This is a genomic window from Providencia sp. wls1916 (genome assembly GCF_009706585.1).
Lineage (GTDB): Bacteria > Pseudomonadota > Gammaproteobacteria > Enterobacterales > Enterobacteriaceae > Providencia > Providencia lanzhouensis.
On record NZ_WLUL01000021.1, the window covers coordinates 1 to 23,429 of the forward strand.

21 protein-coding genes, 1 other RNA gene and 1 pseudogene are annotated in these 23,429 nt (G+C 37.6%); 7 read left to right on the forward strand and 16 right to left on the reverse strand.

Going from position 1 to position 23,429, the window contains the following annotated elements:
* Positions 1–261 precede the first annotated feature (261 nt).
* The 5 genes from GKR61_RS14755 to GKR61_RS14775 form a co-directional block, all read right to left on the reverse strand.
* Positions 262–1,098: a DUF932 domain-containing protein gene (locus GKR61_RS14755; protein WP_154639866.1), complete on the reverse strand. Its 837-nt coding sequence runs from the start codon at positions 1,096–1,098 to the stop codon at positions 262–264.
* Positions 1,099–1,111: 13 nt separating this feature from the next.
* On the reverse strand, positions 1,112–1,537 hold the full coding sequence (locus tag GKR61_RS14760; RefSeq protein WP_154639868.1) for an antirestriction protein: 426 nt from the start codon (positions 1,535–1,537) through the stop codon (positions 1,112–1,114).
* A 91-nt stretch (positions 1,538–1,628) separates the two neighbouring features.
* Positions 1,629–2,501 carry a GTPase family protein gene (locus GKR61_RS14765; protein WP_154639869.1) on the reverse strand — a complete coding sequence of 291 codons (873 nt, stop codon included), beginning with the start codon at positions 2,499–2,501 and terminating at the stop codon, positions 1,629–1,631.
* A gap of 116 nt (positions 2,502–2,617) precedes the next feature.
* Positions 2,618–3,874 (reverse strand): LlaJI family restriction endonuclease, encoded by a 1,257-nt coding sequence (locus tag GKR61_RS14770; protein WP_195848393.1) that lies wholly within the window; start codon positions 3,872–3,874, stop codon positions 2,618–2,620.
* Positions 3,867–5,318, reverse strand: coding sequence for an McrB family protein (locus GKR61_RS14775; protein WP_154639873.1), 1,452 nt, complete (start codon positions 5,316–5,318; stop codon positions 3,867–3,869). The genes GKR61_RS14770 and GKR61_RS14775 overlap by 8 nt, the downstream gene beginning before the upstream one ends.
* A 64-nt stretch (positions 5,319–5,382) precedes the next feature.
* Here GKR61_RS14775 and dcm point away from each other — a divergent pair, with 64 nt between their 5' ends.
* Complete coding sequence (gene dcm / locus GKR61_RS14780) at positions 5,383–6,708, forward strand: DNA (cytosine-5-)-methyltransferase (RefSeq protein ID WP_336426639.1); 1,326 nt, start codon at positions 5,383–5,385, stop codon at positions 6,706–6,708.
* 222 nt (positions 6,709–6,930) lie between these two features.
* Here dcm and GKR61_RS14785 read toward each other — a convergent pair whose 3' ends face one another.
* Positions 6,931–8,691: a hypothetical protein gene (locus tag GKR61_RS14785; protein WP_154639875.1), complete on the reverse strand. Its 1,761-nt coding sequence runs from the start codon at positions 8,689–8,691 to the stop codon at positions 6,931–6,933.
* A 96-nt stretch (positions 8,692–8,787) separates the two neighbouring features.
* On the opposite strand from GKR61_RS14785, the gene GKR61_RS14790 reads away from it, so the two are divergent.
* The 3 genes from GKR61_RS14790 (at position 8,788) to GKR61_RS14800 (ending at position 11,465) form a co-directional block, all read left to right on the forward strand.
* A complete protein-coding gene (locus tag GKR61_RS14790; protein ID WP_154639876.1) occupies positions 8,788–9,018 on the forward strand; it encodes a helix-turn-helix transcriptional regulator in 231 nt (76 codons plus the stop codon).
* 23 nt (positions 9,019–9,041) lie between these two features.
* The gene (locus GKR61_RS14795) at positions 9,042–10,541 is read left to right on the forward strand and encodes a YfjI family protein (protein WP_195848394.1); all 1,500 of its coding nucleotides are present in this window, start codon (positions 9,042–9,044) and stop codon (positions 10,539–10,541) included.
* A 249-nt stretch (positions 10,542–10,790) separates the two neighbouring features.
* Positions 10,791–11,465, forward strand: a complete 675-nt coding sequence (locus GKR61_RS14800) for an inovirus Gp2 family protein (protein ID WP_154639880.1) — start codon at positions 10,791–10,793, stop codon at positions 11,463–11,465.
* Positions 11,466–11,840: 375 nt separating this feature from the next.
* On the opposite strand, the pseudogene GKR61_RS17760 reads toward GKR61_RS14800, so the two are convergent.
* The 6 genes and pseudogenes from GKR61_RS17760 to smpB all read right to left on the reverse strand — a co-directional run.
* Positions 11,841–12,675, reverse strand: a pseudogene (locus GKR61_RS17760) (IS630 family transposase); the annotation flags it as partial.
* A gap of 230 nt (positions 12,676–12,905) precedes the next feature.
* The gene (locus GKR61_RS14805; protein WP_154639881.1) at positions 12,906–13,898 is read right to left on the reverse strand and encodes a DUF4435 domain-containing protein; all 993 of its coding nucleotides are present in this window, start codon (positions 13,896–13,898) and stop codon (positions 12,906–12,908) included.
* The gene (locus tag GKR61_RS14810; RefSeq protein ID WP_195848395.1) at positions 13,891–14,898 is read right to left on the reverse strand and encodes an AAA family ATPase; all 1,008 of its coding nucleotides are present in this window, start codon (positions 14,896–14,898) and stop codon (positions 13,891–13,893) included. Before GKR61_RS14810 ends, GKR61_RS14805 begins: the two co-directional genes overlap by 8 nt.
* Positions 14,899–15,317: 419 nt before the next feature.
* Positions 15,318–16,559, reverse strand: coding sequence for an integrase (locus GKR61_RS14815; protein ID WP_154639883.1), 1,242 nt, complete (start codon positions 16,557–16,559; stop codon positions 15,318–15,320).
* Between the two features lie 181 nt (positions 16,560–16,740).
* Positions 16,741–17,104, reverse strand: a transfer-messenger RNA (tmRNA) gene (ssrA, locus tag GKR61_RS14820).
* Positions 17,105–17,151: 47 nt separating this feature from the next.
* On the reverse strand, positions 17,152–17,634 hold the full coding sequence (gene smpB / locus GKR61_RS14825) for an SsrA-binding protein SmpB (protein ID WP_006814817.1): 483 nt from the start codon (positions 17,632–17,634) through the stop codon (positions 17,152–17,154).
* Positions 17,635–17,787: 153 nt separating this feature from the next.
* Between smpB and GKR61_RS14830 the strand changes: the two genes are divergently transcribed.
* The gene (locus tag GKR61_RS14830) at positions 17,788–18,222 is read left to right on the forward strand and encodes a type II toxin-antitoxin system RatA family toxin (RefSeq protein ID WP_036949406.1); all 435 of its coding nucleotides are present in this window, start codon (positions 17,788–17,790) and stop codon (positions 18,220–18,222) included.
* Positions 18,215–18,508: an RnfH family protein gene (locus tag GKR61_RS14835; protein WP_108478517.1), complete on the forward strand. Its 294-nt coding sequence runs from the start codon at positions 18,215–18,217 to the stop codon at positions 18,506–18,508. Before GKR61_RS14830 ends, GKR61_RS14835 begins: the two co-directional genes overlap by 8 nt.
* 266 nt (positions 18,509–18,774) lie before the next feature.
* Here the strand turns inward: GKR61_RS14835 and bamE are convergent, their stop codons facing one another.
* From bamE to nadK, 3 genes are all read right to left on the reverse strand, one after another.
* Positions 18,775–19,167, reverse strand: coding sequence for an outer membrane protein assembly factor BamE (gene bamE, locus GKR61_RS14840; RefSeq protein ID WP_036949409.1), 393 nt, complete (start codon positions 19,165–19,167; stop codon positions 18,775–18,777).
* Between the two features lie 112 nt (positions 19,168–19,279).
* Positions 19,280–20,941 (reverse strand): DNA repair protein RecN, encoded by a 1,662-nt coding sequence (recN, locus tag GKR61_RS14845; RefSeq protein ID WP_154600239.1) that lies wholly within the window; start codon positions 20,939–20,941, stop codon positions 19,280–19,282.
* 85 nt (positions 20,942–21,026) lie between these two features.
* On the reverse strand, positions 21,027–21,911 hold the full coding sequence (nadK, locus tag GKR61_RS14850) for an NAD(+) kinase (protein WP_195848396.1): 885 nt from the start codon (positions 21,909–21,911) through the stop codon (positions 21,027–21,029).
* A gap of 116 nt (positions 21,912–22,027) precedes the next feature.
* On the opposite strand from nadK, the gene grpE reads away from it, so the two are divergent.
* Positions 22,028–22,618: a nucleotide exchange factor GrpE gene (gene grpE, locus GKR61_RS14855; RefSeq protein ID WP_036949413.1), complete on the forward strand. Its 591-nt coding sequence runs from the start codon at positions 22,028–22,030 to the stop codon at positions 22,616–22,618.
* Between the two features lie 119 nt (positions 22,619–22,737).
* Here grpE and ung read toward each other — a convergent pair whose 3' ends face one another.
* On the reverse strand, positions 22,738–23,418 hold the full coding sequence (ung, locus tag GKR61_RS14860; protein ID WP_036949415.1) for a uracil-DNA glycosylase: 681 nt from the start codon (positions 23,416–23,418) through the stop codon (positions 22,738–22,740).
* Between the last annotated feature and the right edge of the window lie 11 nt (positions 23,419–23,429).

Genomic DNA, 23,429 nt, shown 5'->3' on the forward strand with positions numbered 1-23,429 from the left:
GCAGAGAGTCGCACAGCCATGCGGTCATATTTTCGGTTGGTCTGAAACATAACGTATTGCTCTCAATAACAGACGTTAGGAAATTAAGAAGTGAGGGAGTTTAACTTAGGAGATTGACAGGTTATGTCTGTTGGGAAAAATTCTCATTCGGCTTTTTAGTGAAAAATCGCCATAATTAACTCATTGATAAATAACGTTATTCTGTTTATTTAAACGATAAGAATGTAAGGCGTAACGACACAACCTGTCAGGGCGGGAAAATTAGTTGGGTTGGCGAGGGGCGAGTTGGTTAAATAAGGTATCCGCCATCACCCAGAGGGCTTTATTGAGTTTGATATCGCCATCAATCCCATTCACCGAACGAGTACGAGCGCGTTTACCTTTTGCAGTTCTGCCTGATAATCCCCCTTTAATCAGGTTTTCTTGTAGACGTTGATACACCGTCCAGAGGTCTTCTTTTTTGTCTTCAAAGTGTCGAGGCTGTAGAACTTGCTCTCGAGTGACGGGCTGGAACTCTTCACCAAAGCGGTAGGTCAAAGCCGCTTCAGCAAAGGCTTGCTGGGCTGGTGGGGGTAACAATAACGACTGCATACTTTCGCGTTTTTCAGCCACTTGCTCAAACGTATCGAGTACCTCATACGCCCCCTCAATCACTTTCCCCACGACATCCCCTTTATGGGGTACTCGCACTTCCCCTAACACATCACCGCACACCAAACCGTTAGAACAGACGGCTCTAAAGAGTCCCGGTAACATCTGGTAGCTGCTTGAGCCATCATGGCTATTAAGTAAGATGATTTCAGGCACTTGTACGCCTGTAATTTGGTCATGACGACGCAGCCTCAACATATGCTTGGTGTGCTCTCGACGGCTGATATCACGCACCCGAGTCTGGCAAGCAAAGAACGGATAGAAGCCTTCTTTTTGCAGGCTATCTAACAAGATAATGGTTGGGATGTAGGTATAGCGTTCACTGCGGGAATCGTGCTTTTCTTCAGAAAACACACTCGGTACAGTACGGAATAACTCTTCGATGGTCAGTGGACGGTCACGGCGAATACTGTTAGCAGAACCAAAACGCGAAGCTAATAAACTCATGATAGACTCCTGATTAATCAATTAAATGGAAAATGGCAGCGGATTCGGGATGTTCTGCAGCGTAGTCGCGCAGCTGATAAAAGCGGTCGCACATGACTTCGCTTTCCGTTTGGAATGACCAGATGCTGTACAGGATCAGACACACCGCAATCCCTGCCGCTTTTTGACTCACGGTGGCTTCATTGCCGTTGTGCATATTGAATAGGGTTAAGGTGTCTGCGTTGATATCGGGGTAGATAAAGGCACCTCCATTACTGAGCACGCCGTACTCCCAGTAACCGCCATGATATTCGTCGCAGAATTGCCCCATCGTGGTGAAGATCACCACTTCAAAGGTGGCCCAACCTTTTACTGCACCAAAATGGTTGAACCAAAAATCAAGGCGTTGTTCATCAGGGACTAATTCCATTGTGATAGCGGATTCAGTTGAATGATTCATAAGTTGATACTCTAATAAAAAGAAATAAAAAAGCGCCAATCCCGTTAAGGACTGGCTCTGAGAGTGATAAATAATGAGTTAACGTAGGAGGTTAAAAGAATAGGCTCCACAGGGATTTAGCGACGGAAACGATGCTGTTTTTGACCGTACCAATCGTACTTTTTATCAGTGGTGGCAACGGAACGATGTCGATTAAAGTATCAACAATATCACTGATACATTGCCCAAAATCGTTACGTGCCGAAGTTTCTACAGATTGCGTCCGGTAAGTGTTGTTCAGTTGCCTAGCAACGCCGCTACTAGCCTCTGCTGGTAATACCTGTATTAATTGCTCTGCTAATTCAGTGAGTTGATAGTTTTCGATTGCAGATACAACCATTACAGGATGATGCGGTTTAAATGCTGTTATCACGGTTTGTTGCTTGGAGACTAAGTTAGCCGATTGCTCAGGGGATGGCTGGTGGCTCAGTTCATTCCACTGGCGACAGGGCTCTATTTTGTCGGCCTGATTCAATACAAACAGAAATCGTTCAGATTGGTAGCCAAATTGCTCAGTGAGAAAGCGATAACATTGTTCATCAGAAGACCATGCCCTATCATCGGCTTTGAGTACCCAGATGATTAAATTTAGTTCTGGCAATAAGTTACGATAGAGCTGGTGGTACTCTTTATCTCGCTCAAGGCTTTCACCTACGCCGGGTAAATCCACAAAGGTAAGCGTGTGATTGTTCATCGTCATACTGAAGCGTTGGGCGTGCCGTGTACAGCCGGATACATCACTCACAGGTGATAACTGGGATTGGAAGAGAGCATTGATTAAGCTGGATTTTCCAGCACCTGTTTTACCCATTAGGCCGATGGTTGGGGAATAGTTGATTAGGTGATTGAGTTGGTTGAAAAACAGATTTTTAAATGAAGCAGGAAAGGCAGAAATAACCTTTCCTAATTCAGGATGTTCGTTCATATTACTTCCTTGAAAGAATCATTGTTACTATTCAAGTTAATAATATATATCTGAAATTTTTTAAGCTTCCGTTTGATTATTGTTCAATAATAATTAAACGATAGTTTAACATACAGTTAAGCTTCAAAAATTTGCTTTTTAAATTCATTTAAAATTTTATGATTAATATAGGCTTTCATTACAGATATTGGTTCACAATAATGGCAATAAATAACAGGATATTCTAATTCAGCAATAAATAAATCAGTTCCCCCTTGTCCTCTTTTCCCAACATGAGCCGATATTAATTTTTGTTCTACTCCAGGAAATACAAAATGAGTTGTAACTTTCACATCATGATTTACTGTAGATTTGACAGCTTTCTCATAAAAAAATTGCTTAACTAAATCAGGCCAACCGGGGGCATCTTTTGGTGTCAAAGCGGTATAATATTTAGCATCGACGACGGCAACTCGTTGATTAGACTTGTCACTAATGACTATATCAGTTCTTTGCCCTTTTTCTGCAACCTCATGATATTTAGAGTTTTGTAGATAATAAGGAACAGGTAATTTTTGATTGTATGCTTTTTCTCCGAGTAGCACTTTATGTAGCATGCTCTCCCACACATTCTGAAAATGACGAGTACCTATTATCAATATGTTATTGTTCATACCATCTATGTTTTCAATATATCGTTTTAATAATCTGATTAAGTTAATATCTCGTTCAGAATAACTTAAAGAGAGTTCACGATTTAAATGAGCGAGTTGAGTTTCTTGGTCGCCGGAGGGGACAGGCATTTCCTCTAGATTTACATCAAAATGAATCTCTTCACCATTTATAAGCACACCAAATTTATTCTTAATGTCTCTAATGATTGCAGCATGGATCCTAGCGGTTTCACTATCTGATATATTCTTTATCTGAGATGATTCAAGCTCTAAATAAACAGGAGATGAGTTGGATATAAATGGCATATGTCGAGATACTGTACGGGACCAGTTTGTTTTGCCTTTATTAACCGACTGAATTTTATGCCTCCTGACATATAAACCATTTGTTATATAGTCTTCAAATATACTGATTGAAGTAAAAATTAAATTTCCCCCAATCAATGTATCACCATCAGTATCTTGTATACCTGTTAATTTGTCTGAATAGTAACGATTTAATGACTGGAACAAATAATGAGCGGCTAACTCTTTATTATCTGTTAATGCGCTGTTTACTGGCAAGAAAACTGCTGTAGTCCCAGACCAAGAAAAGAAACCACAAAAACGAACCTTATAATGATCTGGGGCTATTAACCCCATTTCACGCATCTTACAAGACAATTCATCAGGTAACTGACTGATGATAGAACGATCTCTGTAAAATTGAAGGTTACTCATCTCCTTCTGTAACCCCTGTAGTATCATCAGCCGTGTTGCCATTCGAGATAATTAGAGATTCAATTACTTCGCTGAAAACAGGTTTTTTACCCTCAATGAACTGTTCATGTAATTCACCAAATGTACCAATATTTTTATCAAAAATGATATTCCGTCCCTTATGACGTAATACATCATCCCAGAGATACACAAACAGTTTACCGCTGATTGCTTCATTAGATGTCTCACTATTTGATAATTCAGTACTATTGAGAAAAAATGGGCCGATTAAGCGATCTTCTGGAACTTTCATTTCTTTCAGTTGATGATTGACCACTTTATTAGCAAAATCTTTCCAAGTGATATAATAAACACCTTGAGTAGTCATAATTCGCAGGTTTTGTGAACTAACTGCAGGGTTCTCAAAATCTAGCTTCATATATCTAAATGACCAGCGTCTTTTAAATGCAGTATCCAAAGGCATAACTGCTTGGTCGCTACTATTCATAGTTGCAAGTAAAGACAAATTTGCAGGTATTGATAATTTGGAACGTTCATCTAGACCCACAGCTTTAAGTTCCTCATTAATGTAAGCCTGCATATCAGGATCAGTGAAATCAATTTCGTACTTGCTTGCCCCGTTTTCTCTATCTAAGAGTTGAAACAATTCACCAAATACCGCAGCAGCAGGTGCTCGATTAATTTCTTCAATAACTAGGTAAACATTTTGTTCTGGATTCTTTAGTGCTTCAAGTAATGCTGTGGTAAAAGGGCCGGGTCTGAAAGCATAAGTAACAGAACCACTTACATTTGTTGGCTTCAAAGAACCAATAAAATCTGAATTTTGTGTATCAGGATGGAAAACGGTAACAATTTTTCTATCACTTTCTGTTAGCTCATTAAGCTGGTGGCTTTTACCTGTACCAGGTGCGCCATAAAAAATAATATTATTGCTGGTGAATTTTCTAAAAATAGGGGAAGCATTTGTAATAAAATCACTTTTTACCTGAAGGGATGCAATATAGCTATCTTCATCAGCAATTTGTGAAGTTAAATAAGCTATAGCAACATTTAAATGCTCTTTACTTAATGGCATTTGCTTATCACTAAAATTTACATCCAACTTATTAGCTTTGTATATGATTTTATTAATTAAACTAAATAATGGAAGCGTTTGTACAGTTGATAACGCATTTACAATATCATCAGTAATATAATTGCTAAATAAATTTCTCCATCTAGTTTCCTCATAGGTATTATATGGTAAAAACTCAGGTAAAGAGTTGTTTATATCGATTAATACCGTAATCATTTGATTTAATGATACATAGAAAAATTTTACACCTTTTCTTCTTCCTGTATTAGAAAATTTAAATCCAGGAGATAGTGGTAGGTAAGATACGCTCATCTCGCTTTCAATCTGTTGGATATCATCAACAAATGAATTAATTGTTTGATTGTACATATGGGCCTATTGCATGTTTATTTATACAGTTGTAAAATCCGGGTCTAAAAGCGGATACATGGGCATGACTATAATGACAACTTTAATTGATTCAAAACCTGAATATATCAGAAAAATGAGAGAAAGCCTTGGATTAGGGTTAACTGAATTTGCAAATCTGTTAGGTATGTCATCTACAGGAGAGAGAACAATTAGGGGCTGGGAAAGTGGGGAACACAAACCAACACCAGCGAAATGGCAGAACATACTCGATTTAGAAACATCGTTAGCCGAACATTTTAAAAATGCTCCCTTCAAACAAAAACCTTTAGAAGAAGCTGATTTTACATTTATTGATTTATTTGCAGGGATCGGAGGGATACGTTTGCCATTCCAAAATCTTAATGGGCATTGTGTATTTTCATCCGAATGGGATAAATTTTCTCAAAGAACGTATTTAACGAATTATGGAGAAATGCCGAACGGAGATATCACTCAAATCTCAGCAAAAGATATTCCTGACCATGATATTTTATTAGGTGGCTTCCCTTGTCAAGCATTCTCACAAGCTGGATTAAAGCAAGGTTTTAACGATACTCGAGGAACAATGTTTTTTGAGATACAGCGGATACTTGCAGAAAAAAAACCGAAAGCATTCCTCTTAGAGAATGTAAAGCAACTTCAAAGCCACGATAAAGGCCGAACACTACAAACTATAATTAACATATTACAAGGGAAGCATAATCAGGCTATACCTGATGATGTTCCAATGAGTGAAGAAGCACGCCATGCACTCTCTGTAAAACTTAATTATTGGGTTGATTTTAAAATACTTCGCGCTGCAGATTTTGGCATCCCTCAAAATAGAGAACGAATTTTCATCGTAGGCTATGACAGGGATTATTTTAAAGATATAGACTTTGCTAGCCTATTTAAATGGCCTATTCCACCAAAATCTGACACTCGAGTTGGAGATATTCTTCAACCACAGGAAGAATTAGAAGCCGAGATCAAAAAAATAGGTAAAGACAAATATACTATTTCTGATCAACTATGGAATGGACATAAAAAAAGAAAAGAAGAGCACAAGATGAAAGGAAATGGTTTTGGGTATACATTATTTAATTCCGAAAGCGAATATACGAATACAATTAGTGCTCGCTATTATAAAGATGGTTCTGAGATATTAATTGACCAAAGTCATCTTGGTAAAAATCCAAGAAAACTAACGCCTAGAGAATGTGCAAATCTCCAAGGCTTTCCCAAAAACTATATTGTTGATGCTGTATCACAAGGCCAAATTTATAAACAATTTGGTAATTCCGTATGTGTTAAAGTGGTAGAGGCTGTTGCTAGAGAGTTGGTTAAAATACTTACTGTTTATAAACATAAAAATAATAAGGTTGTCTAGATTAATTATAATATAACAGTTAAAAATTAGTATTGCTAGCTTACATTAGGCTACTCCAAAATACTCAGTGATTTGATAAGTATAATTAATATATAAAGTGTGGTTGTGCAGGGGATTGAATATTTAGCTGGTTTTTTTAGTGGAAACAGAAGGAAAATAACTTATAACCTCAGCTACAATTGCTACATGTAGCAATTGTAGCTGAGATCTAAAAGATAAAATTTATATATTTTTACGTAATTCGTTTTCTACTATTACCAATGCATTGCATATTATAACTTTTCTTTGATAAATTTTTTCTGATATATCATCGGTATAAGGAAGTAAACTTCTTAAATTGTTACCTTCGCTATTGGCTCTTAATAAATCAAATAAAACTGACATACAATCAAGGCAATTATATAGATTGGAATGTTTAATGATATTAAAGTAATTTTTCGTAACCTCTTGTAATTTTAATGTTTTATTATGTAAAATGTACTTTGCGAGATTTTGGCTTGTAAGCGGTTCTTTTAGATTATTAATGGCATGGTTCAATTTAGTTGCAGTGATGCTAATTTTATTGAGAAAACCTGAAATCGCGTGAGGATAAAACTCATCAGGATTATCACCATCTAGGCTACTTATTTTATATATCATTACGTTATATAATTTAATTGAACGCATTATTATCATATTGTTAGAGTTTGAAATAATAGGGTTTTTTAGTTGTTCTGGCCTTAAGAATGCATAACTAAAATACGGACTTTGATTATTTAAAATAGGATTTATTAATGGTATTAATGAACCATTTTTTATTTTTTTTGGCTCTAGTTTTATTTTTAGTGCAAGCTTTATGATTGATATTGAAGATATTAATTTATTTGATTGGATTTCGCCTAAGTCCATTCCATTTATAAGTCTATAGGCTTCATTTAAATTTTGGTGCCTTAGTAAATATAAAATGTCTAAAAATTGTTCATACGTATGAAATATGGGGTATTGCTTACACTCACTTAGTTTTTTATAAATGTTAAGAAAATCATTTTCAGTATAATTCTTACGTAATATATATACATAAACTATTTCATTTATTTTTCGAATAACATATCTAGCATGTAGTGGTTCGTCTTTTATATTAGATAACTTTGCATAAGAAATAATTTCATCTGAACAGCGTTTAACGTTCCCTTCATTATATATATATTTATATATGTATACATATAAAGACTTTAATGGAGGACTTAAAGGGGTATTTTCATTTATTATTTTTTCATAATAATCTTTTACTAATTGTACTAAATATGTTTCATTTTGAAATGTCAGCATTGAATTTAAGGAAGTATATGCCATTTTTATTTTTTCAAACGCATCATCATAATTTAAATTTGCACGTTTTGCATTTAATTTGCAAATTTTTATTTTTTGGATGAACGTTTTTGTATTTTGATTTGCACTGGCTCTGATATTTCCAATTTGGATCTCAAGTAGCTTTGTATCTATAATTAATGGAAATTTCATGTTTTTGATAATTCTTTTAAGATACTTTCTAACTCCTTTTGGGAGTTCTTTAGGATCATGTAAATTGTGAGGATAACAGTCACTGAATAGAAAGGCCTCAATATAACTATAGAAATGAATGGGGTTATCTTTAGATGAAGTGTTGAGTGTTATATGCATATCTAGAGCAATAATTGCTGGAATAGTGATCTCAGTAAGTTTTTTTATTATTTCTTTTTTTGACAATTTAGATAAAATAAATTCGCTATTTAGTTGATTATATAGTTGTTCATATTTATAAAAATATTCCCTCCTTTTATCTTTATTTATCACTTTATTATGATCGATAATTTCGATTATCCCATTATAAGCATCATCTAAAAATTTTTGATGAGATATAAAATCTGTGTGGTTCCGCAATTCTTTCTTGTCAAGTTCTTTTGATAGTAACCCTAGAATTTTACAGACATCAATCATTATATTGGCAAACTTGTGTGTATACATTTTCTTCTCTATTGGTCTCGGGATTTTTACGAGTTATTTTCTCATAACTTATGGCAAAGTCGAAGCATGTAAACAAAGCTGATAAGAGAGAACGAAATGCTGAATCCAAAAGAAAATGTAAATCAATCAAACTTACCTATACGTATCCTGCGAATGACAGAGTTAACGGTAATGCTTGGTATATCCAGATCAAGTATTTATGAAAAGCTCAATCCTCGGTCGAAATACTACGACCAAGACTTCCCTAAGCCTATCAAGCTTGGTGCCGCATCGGTGGGATGGCAGTACGCATCTATTGAAAAATGGTTAGTTTCACGAATTGCTTAGTTGAATTAATAAAGGGGTATGAAATGTCTAAACAAAAAAAAGAACTGTGCTTCAAGCTAGATGTATTACCAAAATATTTTCAAGATTTGATTGTTGAGATCCACGCTAAAACAGGCGCAGCAGCTGAGGTTATTTTTCCTACAATGTTGGGCGTTATGGCTCAGTCCTGTCAGGACATGTTCGATGTCAAATATAAAGGTGGAATACAGCATCCAGTATCTATCTTTAGCATCGTACTTGCTAGGTCTGGAATGAGAAAAACAACAGTATATCGCTTGTTGACGGAAAAGTTAGGGCAAATAGATAAAAAATTAGAGGAAGAGTTTGATGCTGAAAAAGACACCTATGAACGTGGGAATATGATCTGGGAAAGTGCTTTTAGTGCATACAATAAAAAATACCAAGCAGCTTTGAAGTTAGGGGATGATGCTAATACGGCTGAAAATGAATTGAATGAACACATCTTAAAAAGACCAGTAAAACCTGTTAGAAAACGATTAATAATTAACGATACAACGAGTGAAGGGCTCGTAAAGGAATTAGGTTTGGGATATCCAGTAGTGATGCTTATGTCAGATGAGGCAGGGGAATTGTTTGATGGAAGTCTATTTCGAAAAACCCCCCTGTTAAATGCCCTTTGGTGTGGAGAGACAAAAACCGTCACTAGGGCATCTAGCGACGGTTTCACAATTAAAGATGCTCGCTTTGGAATAGTGCTATTGCTACAACCAATGTTATTTGACAAGTATTTAGATGCTAAAGGGCAAAAGACTCGGGCGTCAGGCTTTTTACCTCGCTGCTTAATAGTTGATTTAGATAACATTCCAGATTTAGCAGATATCAGTGTTCTAGCTCAGCCGGATGAATTAGTATTTAATAATTTCTCATCTATTCTAGCTAAACATTTAAAAGCAGGAATTGAACGTAGAGAACGAAATGAAGAGCGTACCTGTATTACTTTTGAACCAGAAGCTCAAAAAATATGGGATGAATATCAAAAAAATGTACGAGAAATGATGAAAATAGGAGGGGAATTATACTCATATGATGATTATGCCGCGCGGTTTATGGAGCATGCAGCAAGAATCGCCGCAGTGATGCAAATATTTATAACACCAAATTCAACAATAGTGACTAAGGAAGTATTAGTATCCGCTTTACATATTGCTGAATGGTATATTAATCACTTTATTGAAAAAGTAGATTATTTTAGGGAACTTAGCGACACAGAAAAATTGGTATTATGGCTAGAAGAACATTTAGTGAGCAATAAATCTTATGATTTTAGGCGAAATGATATTATTAAAAAAGGACCATTTTGTCTTAGACGTTCGGATCGTTTAATACCTGCTTTAAAAAAGCTCGAAGATAACGATATGATTCAACAATTTGAGCATGAAGGGAAAAGCTATATCAGATTTATAGGGGCAAAAATGGACGCAATGGAGCTTGCAAAAAGAATTAATTTACCTATAGACCAATATCCATGTTTTGGATTGAGTAAGTTAAAAAGATTGATATAACTTCAGAGTAATTTTAGATATTTTTATTTGGTAATATTTTATTAAAGCCTAGGCGTATAGCGCTTTTTAGCAATATTGCTATGTAAGTTTATTATTTATTCACGCTGGTATATGTAATATATATTACATATTTAAATTATAGCAAGACCAATTGATTATAACTCTTAATAGAGCTGTAAGTTATACGCATGGGTAATTTTTGAATTACCTATTATTGAGTTATATAAGATTGGTATTGGTGGAAATATTATGATGTCATTATATGAATTAACTAAAACTGAATTAAATAATCTGATTTTAGAAGCTAATAATAAATATGGCTCTGAGATTGATGGTGCTATCTTATGTAAATCGTTAGCAGTGATATATGACAGTTTAACAAAACATAACCGAATATTCGCTATTCGTACAGATCTAAGGTTCGCACAAGACCATGTTCAAGACGAGCCTGATTTACCTTTATGTTTCCAGCGAGTAGATGAAAAAGCGATTACTCGGTTTATAGAGTCATTGAAAAGTCAGCTTCGCGCAGACCATAAACGTTCAGGCAGAACTGGTGAGCCGACGCTACCAGCCTATATCTGGGCAAAGGAACGTAAGGAAAGTGAACATTATCACTATCACGTAGTTTTATTGTTCAATGGCGATGCTTATCGATACTTAGGTGATTATAGAAATAGTGATGCTAATAATATGGCTATAAGGATTCAGAAAGCATGGTGTAGTGCATTGGAGCTTGAGTTTCCTTACTATGCACCACTAGCTGAATTTCATGAAAACCATTCATTTAGATTTGATAGGCAGGATGCTCAGAATCGTAATTACAATTACCTTTATTTCTTATTACGAATAACCTATTTGGCTAAAGTGTATACAAAGGAATTGAATACTGGCTATCGAAACTTTGGAACAAGTCAAGTTTGATTGAGTGGTATTAGCTCAGACTTGAACTGACAGGCTTTGTTGGTAGAACATGACTAAGCCTGACAGTCTGATCTGAGCGAGGAGCTGACATGTAAAGAAAAAAGGGACATAATCTGCTGCAGCAGAGAGCGTCTTTAAAAAATGGGTCACGACATTTTCTGTAAGATTATTGTTGTTCATGAGTAATGAGAGCCAATCTGAGGCGATGCTCAATGAATCCCGTCTTAAAAGCACTATAACGACAGTTATCGTTTTCACTTGCTAATACCACTACACATTTAGTTTAAGAATACTGCTTTGCTATCTCTTTATTTTTAAGAAGATAATATCAAAATGTAAGAAGCTTTTTATGTGTTTATAGCCAACGATATGAACCTAGCGACTGTGTTGCTTTTTCAGTAACTGCCACATTGTCCAGCACTGATATTTCGCGTTATTGTCATAAAAAGCTTGCCATAGTTATTCTATATGACTAATCCACGGTGAATATGCAGGTTGGTAAATAGCCCTGAACTTCGGATTGACTTTTAACCAGCACACCGTTTTACGGTTCTTATGAATGATATAATTATCAACAACAAGTGCGATGGTTTTTGCTCTTCAGTAGGTGAATTTCAGATACTTCAATAGACTGATAAACAACACCGAACTTTTACTGTTACCACCGACATAACTGACTTACCAGTTTCTCTGTGTAACGCTCTTGCCTGATAATATTTTTCATTCTGTTCCGGAGTGACCCCACGTTTTTGCTGACTACGTAACTGTCAGTTCGAGCCGATTTTCGGGTTAAGATGAACGCCGACTTTGGCTTCGTTTTCATAAAAGACCGGAAGTACTGCACTGCATTTCCTGAGAGCCTAATTGATTGAAACGATTTTTTCCTCTTTATGTGGTTCACGGATACCCAGGGTTGGTGCTGTTCTGTGCCAGACTATTCCTGCAGGAAGATGCCTGAAGCGTAGTGTCCTAGTATGAATATGATATTGGTTAATTCATTAATTTTTATAGCCGGAGGCTCTGTGCGCCAGTGTGAATGCTGATAGCCGAGGTCTCCTGGTGCCAGTTTTATTAACTCCTGCAACAATGCACAGATGGTCTTAAACAGCCAGCGCTAGGAGCAGCCGGTAGATAACAAATTTACCCCTTCAATACCGTTCAATATGTAATAGCTTATCCCGCGACCGCCGGAAGAACGCGCACAACATAAAATCCAGGAACTTCAGTAACTGTTTATCCTCGGTTCAGTATCTCAGTATACCTGTGAGCCTTTTTGTGAGCTATTATCTGACGCAGCTATTTAGTCCCAAAATAACAACGCATCTATCTATAGCCTCCTTTAAAATTTATTAAATAATAATTCCTATTTTTAGATATAAATAATCTTACGGTTTTTTGAAATGAATAATTCATCAAAAACTTATCATATAATAAATGAGTTTATGGCACATCTATAATTTTTCGCATTTTTTCAGTTATACGCTGCCAGAAATCACCTGAATGGTATGCTGTGCATTGGAAAACTAAAGTATTTGTATTACAATTGTCTTTGTAATGATTAACAACCTGATTTTTTCTTTGTCTAATTGCCTCACCTCTATAATTTTGCTCTACCCAAGCTTTATCTTGTTTTTGACCTACCATGATAACCATTTTTAAAATTGGAAGTAATATTCCATCTAAGAGATAATGGCCATCTGTAAATAAATAAGCATTACTTTTATTTATTCCACGCAACATTAATTGCTCAAGATGTGAGCTATAACCCTGAGGGTCATTCACTTGGCTACTATATGTATAAATATATTCATCAACTCTTTGTTTAACTGCATTTATAGTATCATCATTTTCTGTAAGATCTTCATTGAGAAGTTTGGAACCTTCAGGCAAACGAATAGCCATATTAAATAAATTTTCCGGATGCAACTGCCATTCAATATTATGTAACCATGAAAAAAGACAAAGAGCAGGGTGAATAATTTCTGAATATTTCGCTAAAGAAGTTAATAATTGATTCTCTGGATATTTATGTAAGTGGAAGCACTCAAGGATATTACCAATGGCTTCCGGTGAGTTAATATAACTTTCACGAGAGTAATAAAATGTATGAAGTACGAATTGATTGGTGATTAATTGTTCTGCAAATTCATTTCTATTGCTGCATAAATAGTCATAGTCACTATCAACCCCAACGATAAAATCCTGATGAAGATTCATATACTCGCGTTCAAGGCTTCGTTTCGCTTCCGCCCCCCCCTGTGAATAGGGCATAACTCTATATCTTCCAGGGCAAACAGATTTAACAAGCCGTTCCCAAAACAAACGATCGGAGGCATCTTCAATATAAAGAAAGCCTGCTGGAACAGATGAGGTAAATAAATTATATGCATTTAGAAAATCACGATTTGATCTAATGGAATCAAAATCATTCATGATTATACCTCATGACAATATTTTTAATATCTACATAAGAGTCCATGTACCCATTCATGACAATTGCTGGACTATGTGTTACAATAATGATTTGCATGTTATTATTTATTTTACGCAGCACATCAAGAATTTTTTCTTGCCAACTTAAATGTAATGAAATCTCTGGCTCATCCATTAGAAAAATAGCTGGTGAGTTTCCAATATTTGCAGCAGTAGCTAATATGTAAATCAATTGTCGTTCTCCAGAAGACAACTGGCTTAATGTAAGTTTTTTATTTGTGTTCTTATCAAAAACCCAATACTCATTGTCTGAAGTAAAAAACTGCTTATTAGTATCACTCAACATTATATTAACTTGCTCTAAAAATGCATCTTTATATAATCGATTGTCATTTTTTAATAGCTCAATCATTTCTTTATTTGTAGCAAGGTCAAGTAAATTGGTTGAAATGCTATTGCCAACATCAACATTATTCTCAGCATTGAAAGATATATTTACTGTAGATATATATCTTATCTTTAGTTCATTTCTAATGTATTTTTCAGTTTTCTCTGTGTAAAAAATAGCATCCTTATGCATTTTTAATGTGTCACTTAATTTATTATTTATAAATAAATCATTGAAAACCATATCTGCTATTATTTTTTTGATGCTATTTGTTTTTTTTGATTTTAATTTTTTATTTTTTTGTATTTCATCAATTCTATCATCAACTGCTTTTTCAAGTAGTATTCTTTTGAACTCATCATTAAGACCACCGAAAGTTATCGATTCATCATCGGTGAAGGATAATTCTGCAAAATTACATATTGATACTAAATATTCATCACTTGTATTAATAAGTAATGAATGAATCAATTTCAGCAAAGTAGTCTTACCCATGCCATTTTTACCAACAATCACAGTTACATCTTTAAATTCCATAAAAATATCTTTGTAGCCATAAAACCCGTTAACTCTTAAATTTTTTATTTTGGGAAATTTTGGGTAAGTATCCATTTTTTTTCTCATCAGTTTTTATACTAGTGTAAGCGATTTTGCGGCTATGTGCACCTTAGTAATTGTTGCTACTTTCTACATTTAGGGAAGGCCTTCTAGTCTAAAGGGCTTTTTTCAAAGAACACATCAAACGAAGCAAAACACGACGCTAATTCCATTATTCAGGAAAAGTGTTTTTTGCGTTCTTGTAGTGATCTCTATGTCTGATTTATTGTTTCCCTTTTCTAGTATATATACAGAAAAGGAAACCTAAGTCAAAGTGCTATATAGGTTCTTTCCGTGTCGACAGGATAGAGTATCTGACCTGTTCCCTACCATAATGTAAACAGCGTCCACTTTTGGCACAGAGCCGACATCTGGATGATATATAACTCTGTGTTGTTATAGTACCCGCTCAGATTAGAGCTGATACATGCAAATTACCTAACTAGCGATATCCCTCTTATCCCTCCTTCAATAATACTCCCCCTATCTGCTTCCTCAATAAAATCAGCCCACCATTGCATCATAGGGCGTCTTTGCTCTAAGTAATCACTGCGGTTATAAGCACGTCTAACTTCGTTTTTATCAACGTGGGCTAGGGCTGCTTCAATTACATCAGGAGGGAAGCCTTGTTCATTGAGTGCGGTACTGGCTATTGAACGAAGACCGTGAGAAACCAATACACCACCAAACCCAGCGCGTTTTAATGCAGCATTGACAGTTTGGCTGTTCATTGGCTGGGTAGGCTTGATACGGCTAGGGAAAATAAATTCACGATTACCACTGAGTGGTTTCATTAGTTCTAAGATAGCTAAAGCAGCGTCAGATAACGGAACGGTATGTTCACGGTTCATCTTCATTCTGGCTGCGGGTATCTTCCATTCTTTGGTTTCAAAGTTGATTTCGTCCCAACGAGCTTCAGCGGCTTCGGCAGGGCGTGAGATGGTGAGTAGCTGCCACATAAACAAGCATCGAGTGGATAGGCTAATACTAGCTGTACGCATTGTCTGCATGAGTTTTGGTAGCTGATCAGGGCGAATACTTGGCATATTCTTTTTCTTGGGTTTTTCAAAAGCTTTACCAATGTTGATACTTGGTACGGCATCAATTAAGCCAGTATTTTGAGCATAGATCATGACTTCATTGATACGCTGACAAAGGCGACGAACAGTTTCTAATGCACCTCTGGCTTGAACGGGCTGTATTGCTTGAACCAATATATGGGCTTTGATATCGGTAACGCTGATATCACCTATAGCGGGAAACACATCTCGTTCAAGTGAACGCCAAATATCGTTACCGTAATCTTCGGTTACGGTGGACTTCTTTATTTCCCACCAACGTTCAGCGACAAGTTGAAAGGTATTGGTTTTGGCCTCTTGAGAGTTTCTTATTTGATCTTTTTGGTATTCTTGAGGATCAATATCTTTTGCCAGTAATGAGCGAGACTCTGCTCTAAGTTTTCTAGCGTCTGAAAGTGTGACAGCAGGGTAGGCCCCAAAACTTTGTTTGGTCCTTTGTTTTGTATACGGGCGGTAGTAACGGAATTGCCATAACTTGCTTCCGCTAGATTTGATTAACAGTGTGAGTCCATCACCATCATACAGCTGATAGTCCTTGTCCTGCGGTTTAGCTGCTTTGATTTCGGTATCGGTTAATGGCTTAGTTTTTCTTGCCATGAAAAATCTCCATGCGTTTAGGCCCAACAAAGATGTTAGTTCTTTTCGTTGGGCCTATCAATGGGCCTAAAGGAATTAGCTTGGGTGGGATAAAATAGGACGGCGTAGGACATAAAAAAGCCCGCAACTCATTGAGTTAGCGGGCTTTTCAGTCTTCTTTGGACGTCCTTAGAAGATAATTTGGTGGAGCTGGCGGGAGTTGAACCCGCGTCCGAAATTTCTACATCCTCGGTACTACATGCTTAGTCTAGTCTTTAATTTCATTTGCCAGCTGCGGACAGACACGCCACCAACAAACTATCCTGATTAAGTTTAACGCTTCAACCCCAGGCAAGGTATCCACGCGATCTCTTTTGGGTTTGACTTCTCTTGATCCCCGTCCTAAGAGCGGAGGCTAGGGAGAGAAGGCTCTAAGCAGGTTATTAAGCTGCTAGTGCGTAGTTTTCGTCGTTTGCGACTATTTTTTTGCGGCTTTTTACGAGGCCAACCGCCCCTCGGCATGCACCTTGGGTTTCGCAAATCCCGTCGAATCCAGAATCAGCCCCAAGTTGTGAGTGCAGTATAACAGAAAATAACTCTATAAAGCTAGGACTTAGCGATTAGAATGTTTCATTATACGTGCTTTATCTAATTGCCACTCTCTATCTTTGATATCAGAACGCTTGTCGTGGGCTTTTTTACCTTTGGCGACGCCAATTTTCACTTTGCACCACGCGTTTTTCCAATATAAGGAAAGAGCGATGACAGTATAGCCTTCGCGGTTAACTTTACCGTAAAGGGTATCTAATTCACGTTGATTAAGAAGTAGTTTTCTACTGCGGGTTGGGTCGCAGACAACATGGGATGATGCGACTGTCAGTGGTGTAAAGTTGGCACCAAACAGATAGGCTTCACCATCGCGCAGTAAAACGTAGCTATCGCCAATGTTGGCTTTGCCCGCACGTAATGATTTAACTTCCCAACCCTGTAGGGATAAACCCGCCTCGAACTCCTCTTCGATAGAATATTCGTGGCGAGCACGTTTGTTCATAGCAATTGTTGCTGAACCGGGTTTATATGGTTTTTTCTTTGTCATAGTTCATTCATTATACGTTAAGATGCGTTGAATGAAATCGTTCAACACTGATATTTTTGCGATTGTGCATTTCTTGCCCTGCACGGGTTTTGTTTTTTGAGTAACCCATCAATGGTGCTATTATATGCGCAGTTTTTGGGGATAGGAATTGATATGCCACAGATTAGTCGCTCTGCGTTAGTCCCTTTTAGCGCAGAACAAATGTATAAACTTGTGAATGATGTGATTTCATATCCAAGTTTTTTACCAGGATGCGTTGGAAGCCGAATCATTAGCCAAAATTCAGAAGAAATGACGGCATCAGTTGAGGTTTCAAAGGCGGGAATTAGCAAAACCTTCATTACTAAAAATGCGCTGGAAGATAATAAACGTATCCAAATGCAGTTAGTTGAAGGTCCTTTTAGAACTCTATCTGGGGGATGGCAGTTTATTCCTTTGAGTGCTGACGCCTGTAAAATTGAGTTTCATCTTGATTTTGAATTTACGAATAAGCTGATTGAGTTGGCATTCGGTAAAATATTCAAAGAGCTGGCCAACAATATGGTTCAAGCATTTACATCTCGTGCTAAGGTCGTTTACCGTGTCTGACATCAATATTGAAGTGACTTACGCATTACCTGAAAAGCAATTTTTGCTTCCTGTAAAAGTTGCAGAAGGAACCACGATTGAAGATGCAATTATTGCATCGGGTATTTTAACGTTGCGTTCAGATATCGATTTAAAGAAAAATAAAGTGGGCATTTATAGTCGGCCTGCGAAATTGGGTGATGTCGTTCAAGAAGGGGATAGAATCGAAATTTATCGCCCATTGATTGCCGACCCGAAAGAGTTACGCCGCAAGCGAGCTGAAAAATCGAAAGAGAATAATAAATAAGATATTGCGTAGTGAACGTATCTATATGATATGAAGCCGAGTGAAAGCTCGGTTTTTTTGTTTCAAATATATAGGTTTTTTCTTTGCGGGTGCGATGGATGCGTCGATTGATAGGCTAGAACGTAGAGGAGTATTGGCGAGAAGCTATAAAGGGATAAATAAAAGCACTAAAGTAACTACCTGTTTGTTATCCCATCATATAATTGGGCAGGTAGTTACTTATATACTCAAGTTATACACGCTCAAGCATTACGCTATATAGGGTGTTATTCCGCTGCTTTTGGTTCTGATGCTTTAACTTCACCAGCTTCCATGGCTTGTTGTGCTTCAAGGTTTTTTTCGTTTTTGATATCTGTCAGGATACCGTTGCGATCAAACGTCAGCGTCAATGTTTCTTGCTTCACTGGGTCATGCCCCAGCTCTTGGCGGAAAACATAAAACCAAGTCTGAGAACCAAACGGGTCAGTCATCATTGGCGTGCCTAAAGCATAAGCAACCTGTTGCTGTGTCATTCCTTTTTTAATCTTCGCAACATCTTTCGCCGTTAGGTAGTTACCTTGGTTAATATCCGGATGATAGACAAGACGTTCCATCATTGAACAGCCCGTGGACATTAATGCGAATGATAGTGCTGCAGCAGTTAACAATTTATAACGCATGGATATCTCATTCCTTTTGGAGTCAGAACATCAATGATAATCGACATTGATACAATTTAAAACCTTCCAGATCGACTCTAAGACAACAGGAGATAAAAAAAGTTGTCGAAATTTAAGCTGCGAGCAACTCTTTTGCATTAGCCAATGTATTTTTTGTTACCTCTGAACCAGCGAGTAACCGTGCAAGTTCTTGTAATCTAGATTTTTTATCCAGTAACTGCATATGAGTCTCGGTTTCCACACCGTTCGTTTCTTTACTAACATAAAAATGGTGATGACCGCAGCCTGCAACTTGAGGCAAGTGAGTTACACACATAACTTGGGTGGACTCACCAAGTTCACGGAGTAATTTCCCGACGATAGCGGCGGTTGGACCACTGATCCCTACGTCCACTTCATCAAAAATTAAAGCTGGAGTATCCATTTTTTTCGCGGTGATCACTTGAATGGCTAAAGCGATGCGAGATAACTCACCACCTGATGCGACTTTCGCTAATGCTTGATGTGGCTGTCCTGGGTTAGTGGTGACATTGAATTCGACTTTGCAGGCGCCATCAATTTGCAAATGTTCGGGAACAAATTTTATATCAATCGTGAATAGACCATGAGGCATTGAAAGTTGGTGCATACTGCTGGTAATTAGCTGGCTGAGCTCTTGTGCATAATGCAGACGTACATGATGTAAACGTTCTGCACATTCTAACGCTTTTTGGTGGTCAGCAATGACCTGCGCATTTAAAGCTTCACAATCTTCATTTTGGTTAGCTATCTGATTTTGTTCTTCAACTAATTGTTGAAAAAGTTCAGGTAGGGCTTCAGGTGTGACGTGATGCTTACGTGCCAAACTAATTTGTTTGGAAATTCGCTGCTCTAATTCGAATAAACGATTTGGGTCTAATTCATATTGATCGCAGTAATGTTTAATTTCGTCACTGACTTCACTAACTTGGATGGCCGCTTCTTCCAGCATATCCAATAACCCTGAAAATTTAGGATTCAGAGCAACTAAATCAGAAAGCTCATTTTTTGCCATATTGAGAAGGCTGATAACGTTCGCATCGTCACTTTCTGTCAGAATTTGTGTTGTTGTTTGCCCAATAGTTAAAAATTGCCCGTGATTAGCAAGTTGTTTATATTCTTGATCAATTTCCTCAAACTCCCCTTGAACGGGTAGGAACTCATTTAACTCTTTTAAATGATAATCCAGCAATTGCTGGCGAGATTCACGCTCTTGCATTTGTTTTTGAAAAACAGCTAATTGCTGACAGGACTCATGCCACTTTTGCCACGTTTGCTTCATTTGAGCGAGTAATTCTTGCTGATTAGCATAGGCATCAAGTAGGGATTGTTGATGATCATTATCCAATAATAGCTGGTGAGCATGTTGACCATGAATTTGGATCAGTAATGCGCCAAGTTCACGTAATTGTGATAGGGGAACGGAGACACCGTTAATAAAGCCTCGAGAGCGCCCATCGGTTGCGATGGTGCGGCGCAGTAAGCATTCATTTTGATTATCAAGTTGATGCTCAATGAGCCAATTTGCTGCCATTTGAGCATCAGACAGTGAAAAGCGAGCACATAAGTCGGCACGTTGAGCACCAGGGCGAACCATGTTGGCTTCACCTCGGTTACCTAAACATAAACCAAGAGCATCGATAGCAATGGATTTACCCGCACCGGTTTCACCTGTAATTGTCGTCATACCGCTACGAAAATCGATTTCTAACTCACGAACGATAGCAAAATTATTGATGGTTAGTTGGGTTAGCATCTGCGCTCTCCTGTTTAAATACACACCTGTGTTTTCGTACAGTTTAACCTGTTTTTTTATACAGTAAAGAGGCAGTGCAAAAAATTTAAAAAGTTTTTTTAGACCAACCGAGTTTTGAACTTAATGTATTGAAATAATTGTAATCTTTTGGGTGAACTAAATTCAGACTCTTCGAGCTGCGCTTTATAATCACCTCTTCGCCATCCTGTATAGGTAGCATAATTTGACTGTCACAACTGACTTCATAATCAATATTGGTTCGTAAAAATTTTAAGCGGATACTGCTGTCGCTGCTGATAACTAATGGGCGAGACGATAGGGTGTGTGGGAACATCGGCACGAGTACAATAGCGTCTAGATTTGGTGTAAGGATAGGTCCCCCAGCGGATAAAGAGTAGGCTGTTGAGCCTGTCGGGGTCGCAATAATTAAGCCGTCTGAGCGTTGTGAAAACGCAAATTTTTCATCAATGTAAACTTCAAACTCAATCATATGAGCGACTTTACCTGGGTGCAGAACCACTTCGTTGATGGCGCTACTTTTACGGGCTTTTTGATTTGCCTTGATTACTTGAGCTTCTAATAAAAAGCGCTGCTCTTCATGATATTCTCCATCAAGAACACAGGACAGTTGTTGAAGGGCATTGTCGGGGTCTAGGTCGGTTAAAAAACCCAAGTTACCGCGGTTTACGCCAATAACTTTATTGTTATAGCGGGATAAAATTCGCGCGGCCCCAAGCATGTTGCCATCGCCGCCAACCACAACGACTAAATCGGCTTGTTGACCGATTTCTGTTAAAGTTCCTGTATTGGCATCTTTTAATTTCAAATCCTTAGCCACTTGTTTATCAATTATTGCGTGGTAATTTTTTGAAATCAGCCAATGATAGATAAGTTCATGGGTCGCCAGTGCTTCAGGGTGCCTTGGGTGTCCGACAATACCGATAGTTTTAAATTGTAAAGATGGTGTCATCTTAGCCTTTTGCATACTTTTTTAACTCCTCGTTGTATGACTTCCCTTGAATCCCTGTATTAGATCCCCATAATACTCCCATAGATAGAATTATTGCTAAATACGCGGAGATATTCATGAGTAGTAAAGAACAAAACATGCATGATGAGCAAGCTTCTGAGCAAAATGAAACACAAAAAGTGCAAGCAGAGCAAGAAGTTGATACTCAACAAGCTGATTTACAAGCCGAAGAACAAGCGTTAGCAGCGCGTATTGCTGAGCTTGAACAGCAACTTGAAGCTTCCCGTAAAACTGAACGCGAAGCGATGTTACGTGCTCACGCTGAAATCGAAAATATTCGTCGTCGTACAGAACAAGATATTGAAAAAGCCCACAAGTTTGCGCTTGAGAAGTTTTCCAATGAATTGTTGCCTGTTATTGATAACTTAGAGCGTGCAATTGAGGCAGCTGATCGTGACAACGAAGAGTCCAAAGCGATGCTAGAAGGCCTAGATCTTACGTTGAAAACGTTCTTAGATGCCGTTTCTAAGTTTGGTATTGAGCCTGTTGATGCGGCAAATGTGCCATTCAACCCGGAAGTTCACCAAGCAATGACCATGATTGAATCCCCAGATCATAGTGCAGGTCAAGTGATTAACGTGATGCAAAAGGGTTATACCTTGAATAACCGTCTGTTGCGCCCTGCAATGGTCATTGTTTCTAAATAAGTTTAGAGCATAAATAGTTTTAGGGTATATAACGAGAATGGGATGCTGAGCATCCCATTTTTCTATTGCGAACTTCTACGAACTTTATCACCAATGCATTTTATCGCTATAGAATGCATCTATTCAGGAATAACCGGATACCAATCAATAGGTGCGCGGTCTTGCTGTTCAAGCAATTGATTAGCTTTCGAGAAATGACCACATCCTAAGAAGCCTCGATGCGCAGAAAGTGGTGATGGGTGAGGTGCTTTAAGCACATGGTGGCGTTTAGTATCGATAATGCGACCTTTCTTCTGTGCATGAGAGCCCCATAAAAGAAAAATCACGCCCTCAGTATGGTCATTAATCGCCTGAATCACTTTATCTGTAAACGTTTCCCAGCCTAGATGTGCATGTGAGTGCGCATTGCCTTGTTCTACAGTTAATACTGTATTGAGGAGTAAAACCCCTTGTTGCGCCCAGCTAAGCAAGTACCCATGTCCCGGGCGGACGAACCCAGGAATATCTTTTTCAAGCTCTTTATACATATTGACGAGTGAAGGCGGTGCTTTAATTCCCGGACGTACAGAAAAGGATAATCCGTGTGCTTGTCCTGGTCCATGATAAGGGTCTTGCCCCAAGATCACGACTTTGATGTCCGCTAATTCGGTATAGCGAAACGCATTGAAAACATCTTCTTGTGGTGGGTAGATTACTTTTCCACTTTCTCTTTCTTTTGCGACAAACGCGAGAGTCTCTTTGAAATAGGTTTGTGATTTTTCCGCACCAATTACGTCGTGCCAAGTCATCGTATTTGACATGAATGATCCCA

Bases quoted from the DNA above. Each gene is read 5' to 3' on its own strand.
- GKR61_RS14755 (WP_154639866.1), bottom strand. From the start codon at position 1,098: ATGAGTTTATTAGCTTCGCGTTTTGGTTCTGCTAACAGTATTCGCCGT.
- GKR61_RS14760 (WP_154639868.1), bottom strand. From the start codon at position 1,537: ATGAATCATTCAACTGAATCCGCTATCACAATGGAATTAGTCCCTGAT.
- GKR61_RS14765 (WP_154639869.1), bottom strand. From the start codon at position 2,501: ATGAACGAACATCCTGAATTAGGAAAGGTTATTTCTGCCTTTCCTGCT.
- GKR61_RS14770 (WP_195848393.1), bottom strand. From the start codon at position 3,874: ATGAGTAACCTTCAATTTTACAGAGATCGTTCTATCATCAGTCAGTTA.
- GKR61_RS14775 (WP_154639873.1), bottom strand. From the start codon at position 5,318: ATGTACAATCAAACAATTAATTCATTTGTTGATGATATCCAACAGATT.
- dcm (WP_336426639.1), top strand. From the start codon at position 5,383: ATGACTATAATGACAACTTTAATTGATTCAAAACCTGAATATATCAGA.
- GKR61_RS14785 (WP_154639875.1), bottom strand. From the start codon at position 8,691: ATGTATACACACAAGTTTGCCAATATAATGATTGATGTCTGTAAAATT.
- GKR61_RS14790 (WP_154639876.1), top strand. From the start codon at position 8,788: ATGCTGAATCCAAAAGAAAATGTAAATCAATCAAACTTACCTATACGT.
- GKR61_RS14795 (WP_195848394.1), top strand. From the start codon at position 9,042: ATGTCTAAACAAAAAAAAGAACTGTGCTTCAAGCTAGATGTATTACCA.
- GKR61_RS14800 (WP_154639880.1), top strand. From the start codon at position 10,791: ATGATGTCATTATATGAATTAACTAAAACTGAATTAAATAATCTGATT.
- GKR61_RS14805 (WP_154639881.1), bottom strand. From the start codon at position 13,898: ATGAATGATTTTGATTCCATTAGATCAAATCGTGATTTTCTAAATGCA.
- GKR61_RS14810 (WP_195848395.1), bottom strand. From the start codon at position 14,898: ATGGATACTTACCCAAAATTTCCCAAAATAAAAAATTTAAGAGTTAAC.
- GKR61_RS14815 (WP_154639883.1), bottom strand. From the start codon at position 16,559: ATGGCAAGAAAAACTAAGCCATTAACCGATACCGAAATCAAAGCAGCT.
- smpB (WP_006814817.1), bottom strand. From the start codon at position 17,634: ATGACAAAGAAAAAACCATATAAACCCGGTTCAGCAACAATTGCTATG.
- GKR61_RS14830 (WP_036949406.1), top strand. From the start codon at position 17,788: ATGCCACAGATTAGTCGCTCTGCGTTAGTCCCTTTTAGCGCAGAACAA.
- bamE (WP_036949409.1), bottom strand. From the start codon at position 19,167: ATGCGTTATAAATTGTTAACTGCTGCAGCACTATCATTCGCATTAATG.
- recN (WP_154600239.1), bottom strand. From the start codon at position 20,941: ATGCTAACCCAACTAACCATCAATAATTTTGCTATCGTTCGTGAGTTA.
- nadK (WP_195848396.1), bottom strand. From the start codon at position 21,911: ATGACACCATCTTTACAATTTAAAACTATCGGTATTGTCGGACACCCA.
- grpE (WP_036949413.1), top strand. From the start codon at position 22,028: ATGAGTAGTAAAGAACAAAACATGCATGATGAGCAAGCTTCTGAGCAA.
- ung (WP_036949415.1), bottom strand. From the start codon at position 23,418: ATGTCAAATACGATGACTTGGCACGACGTAATTGGTGCGGAAAAATCA.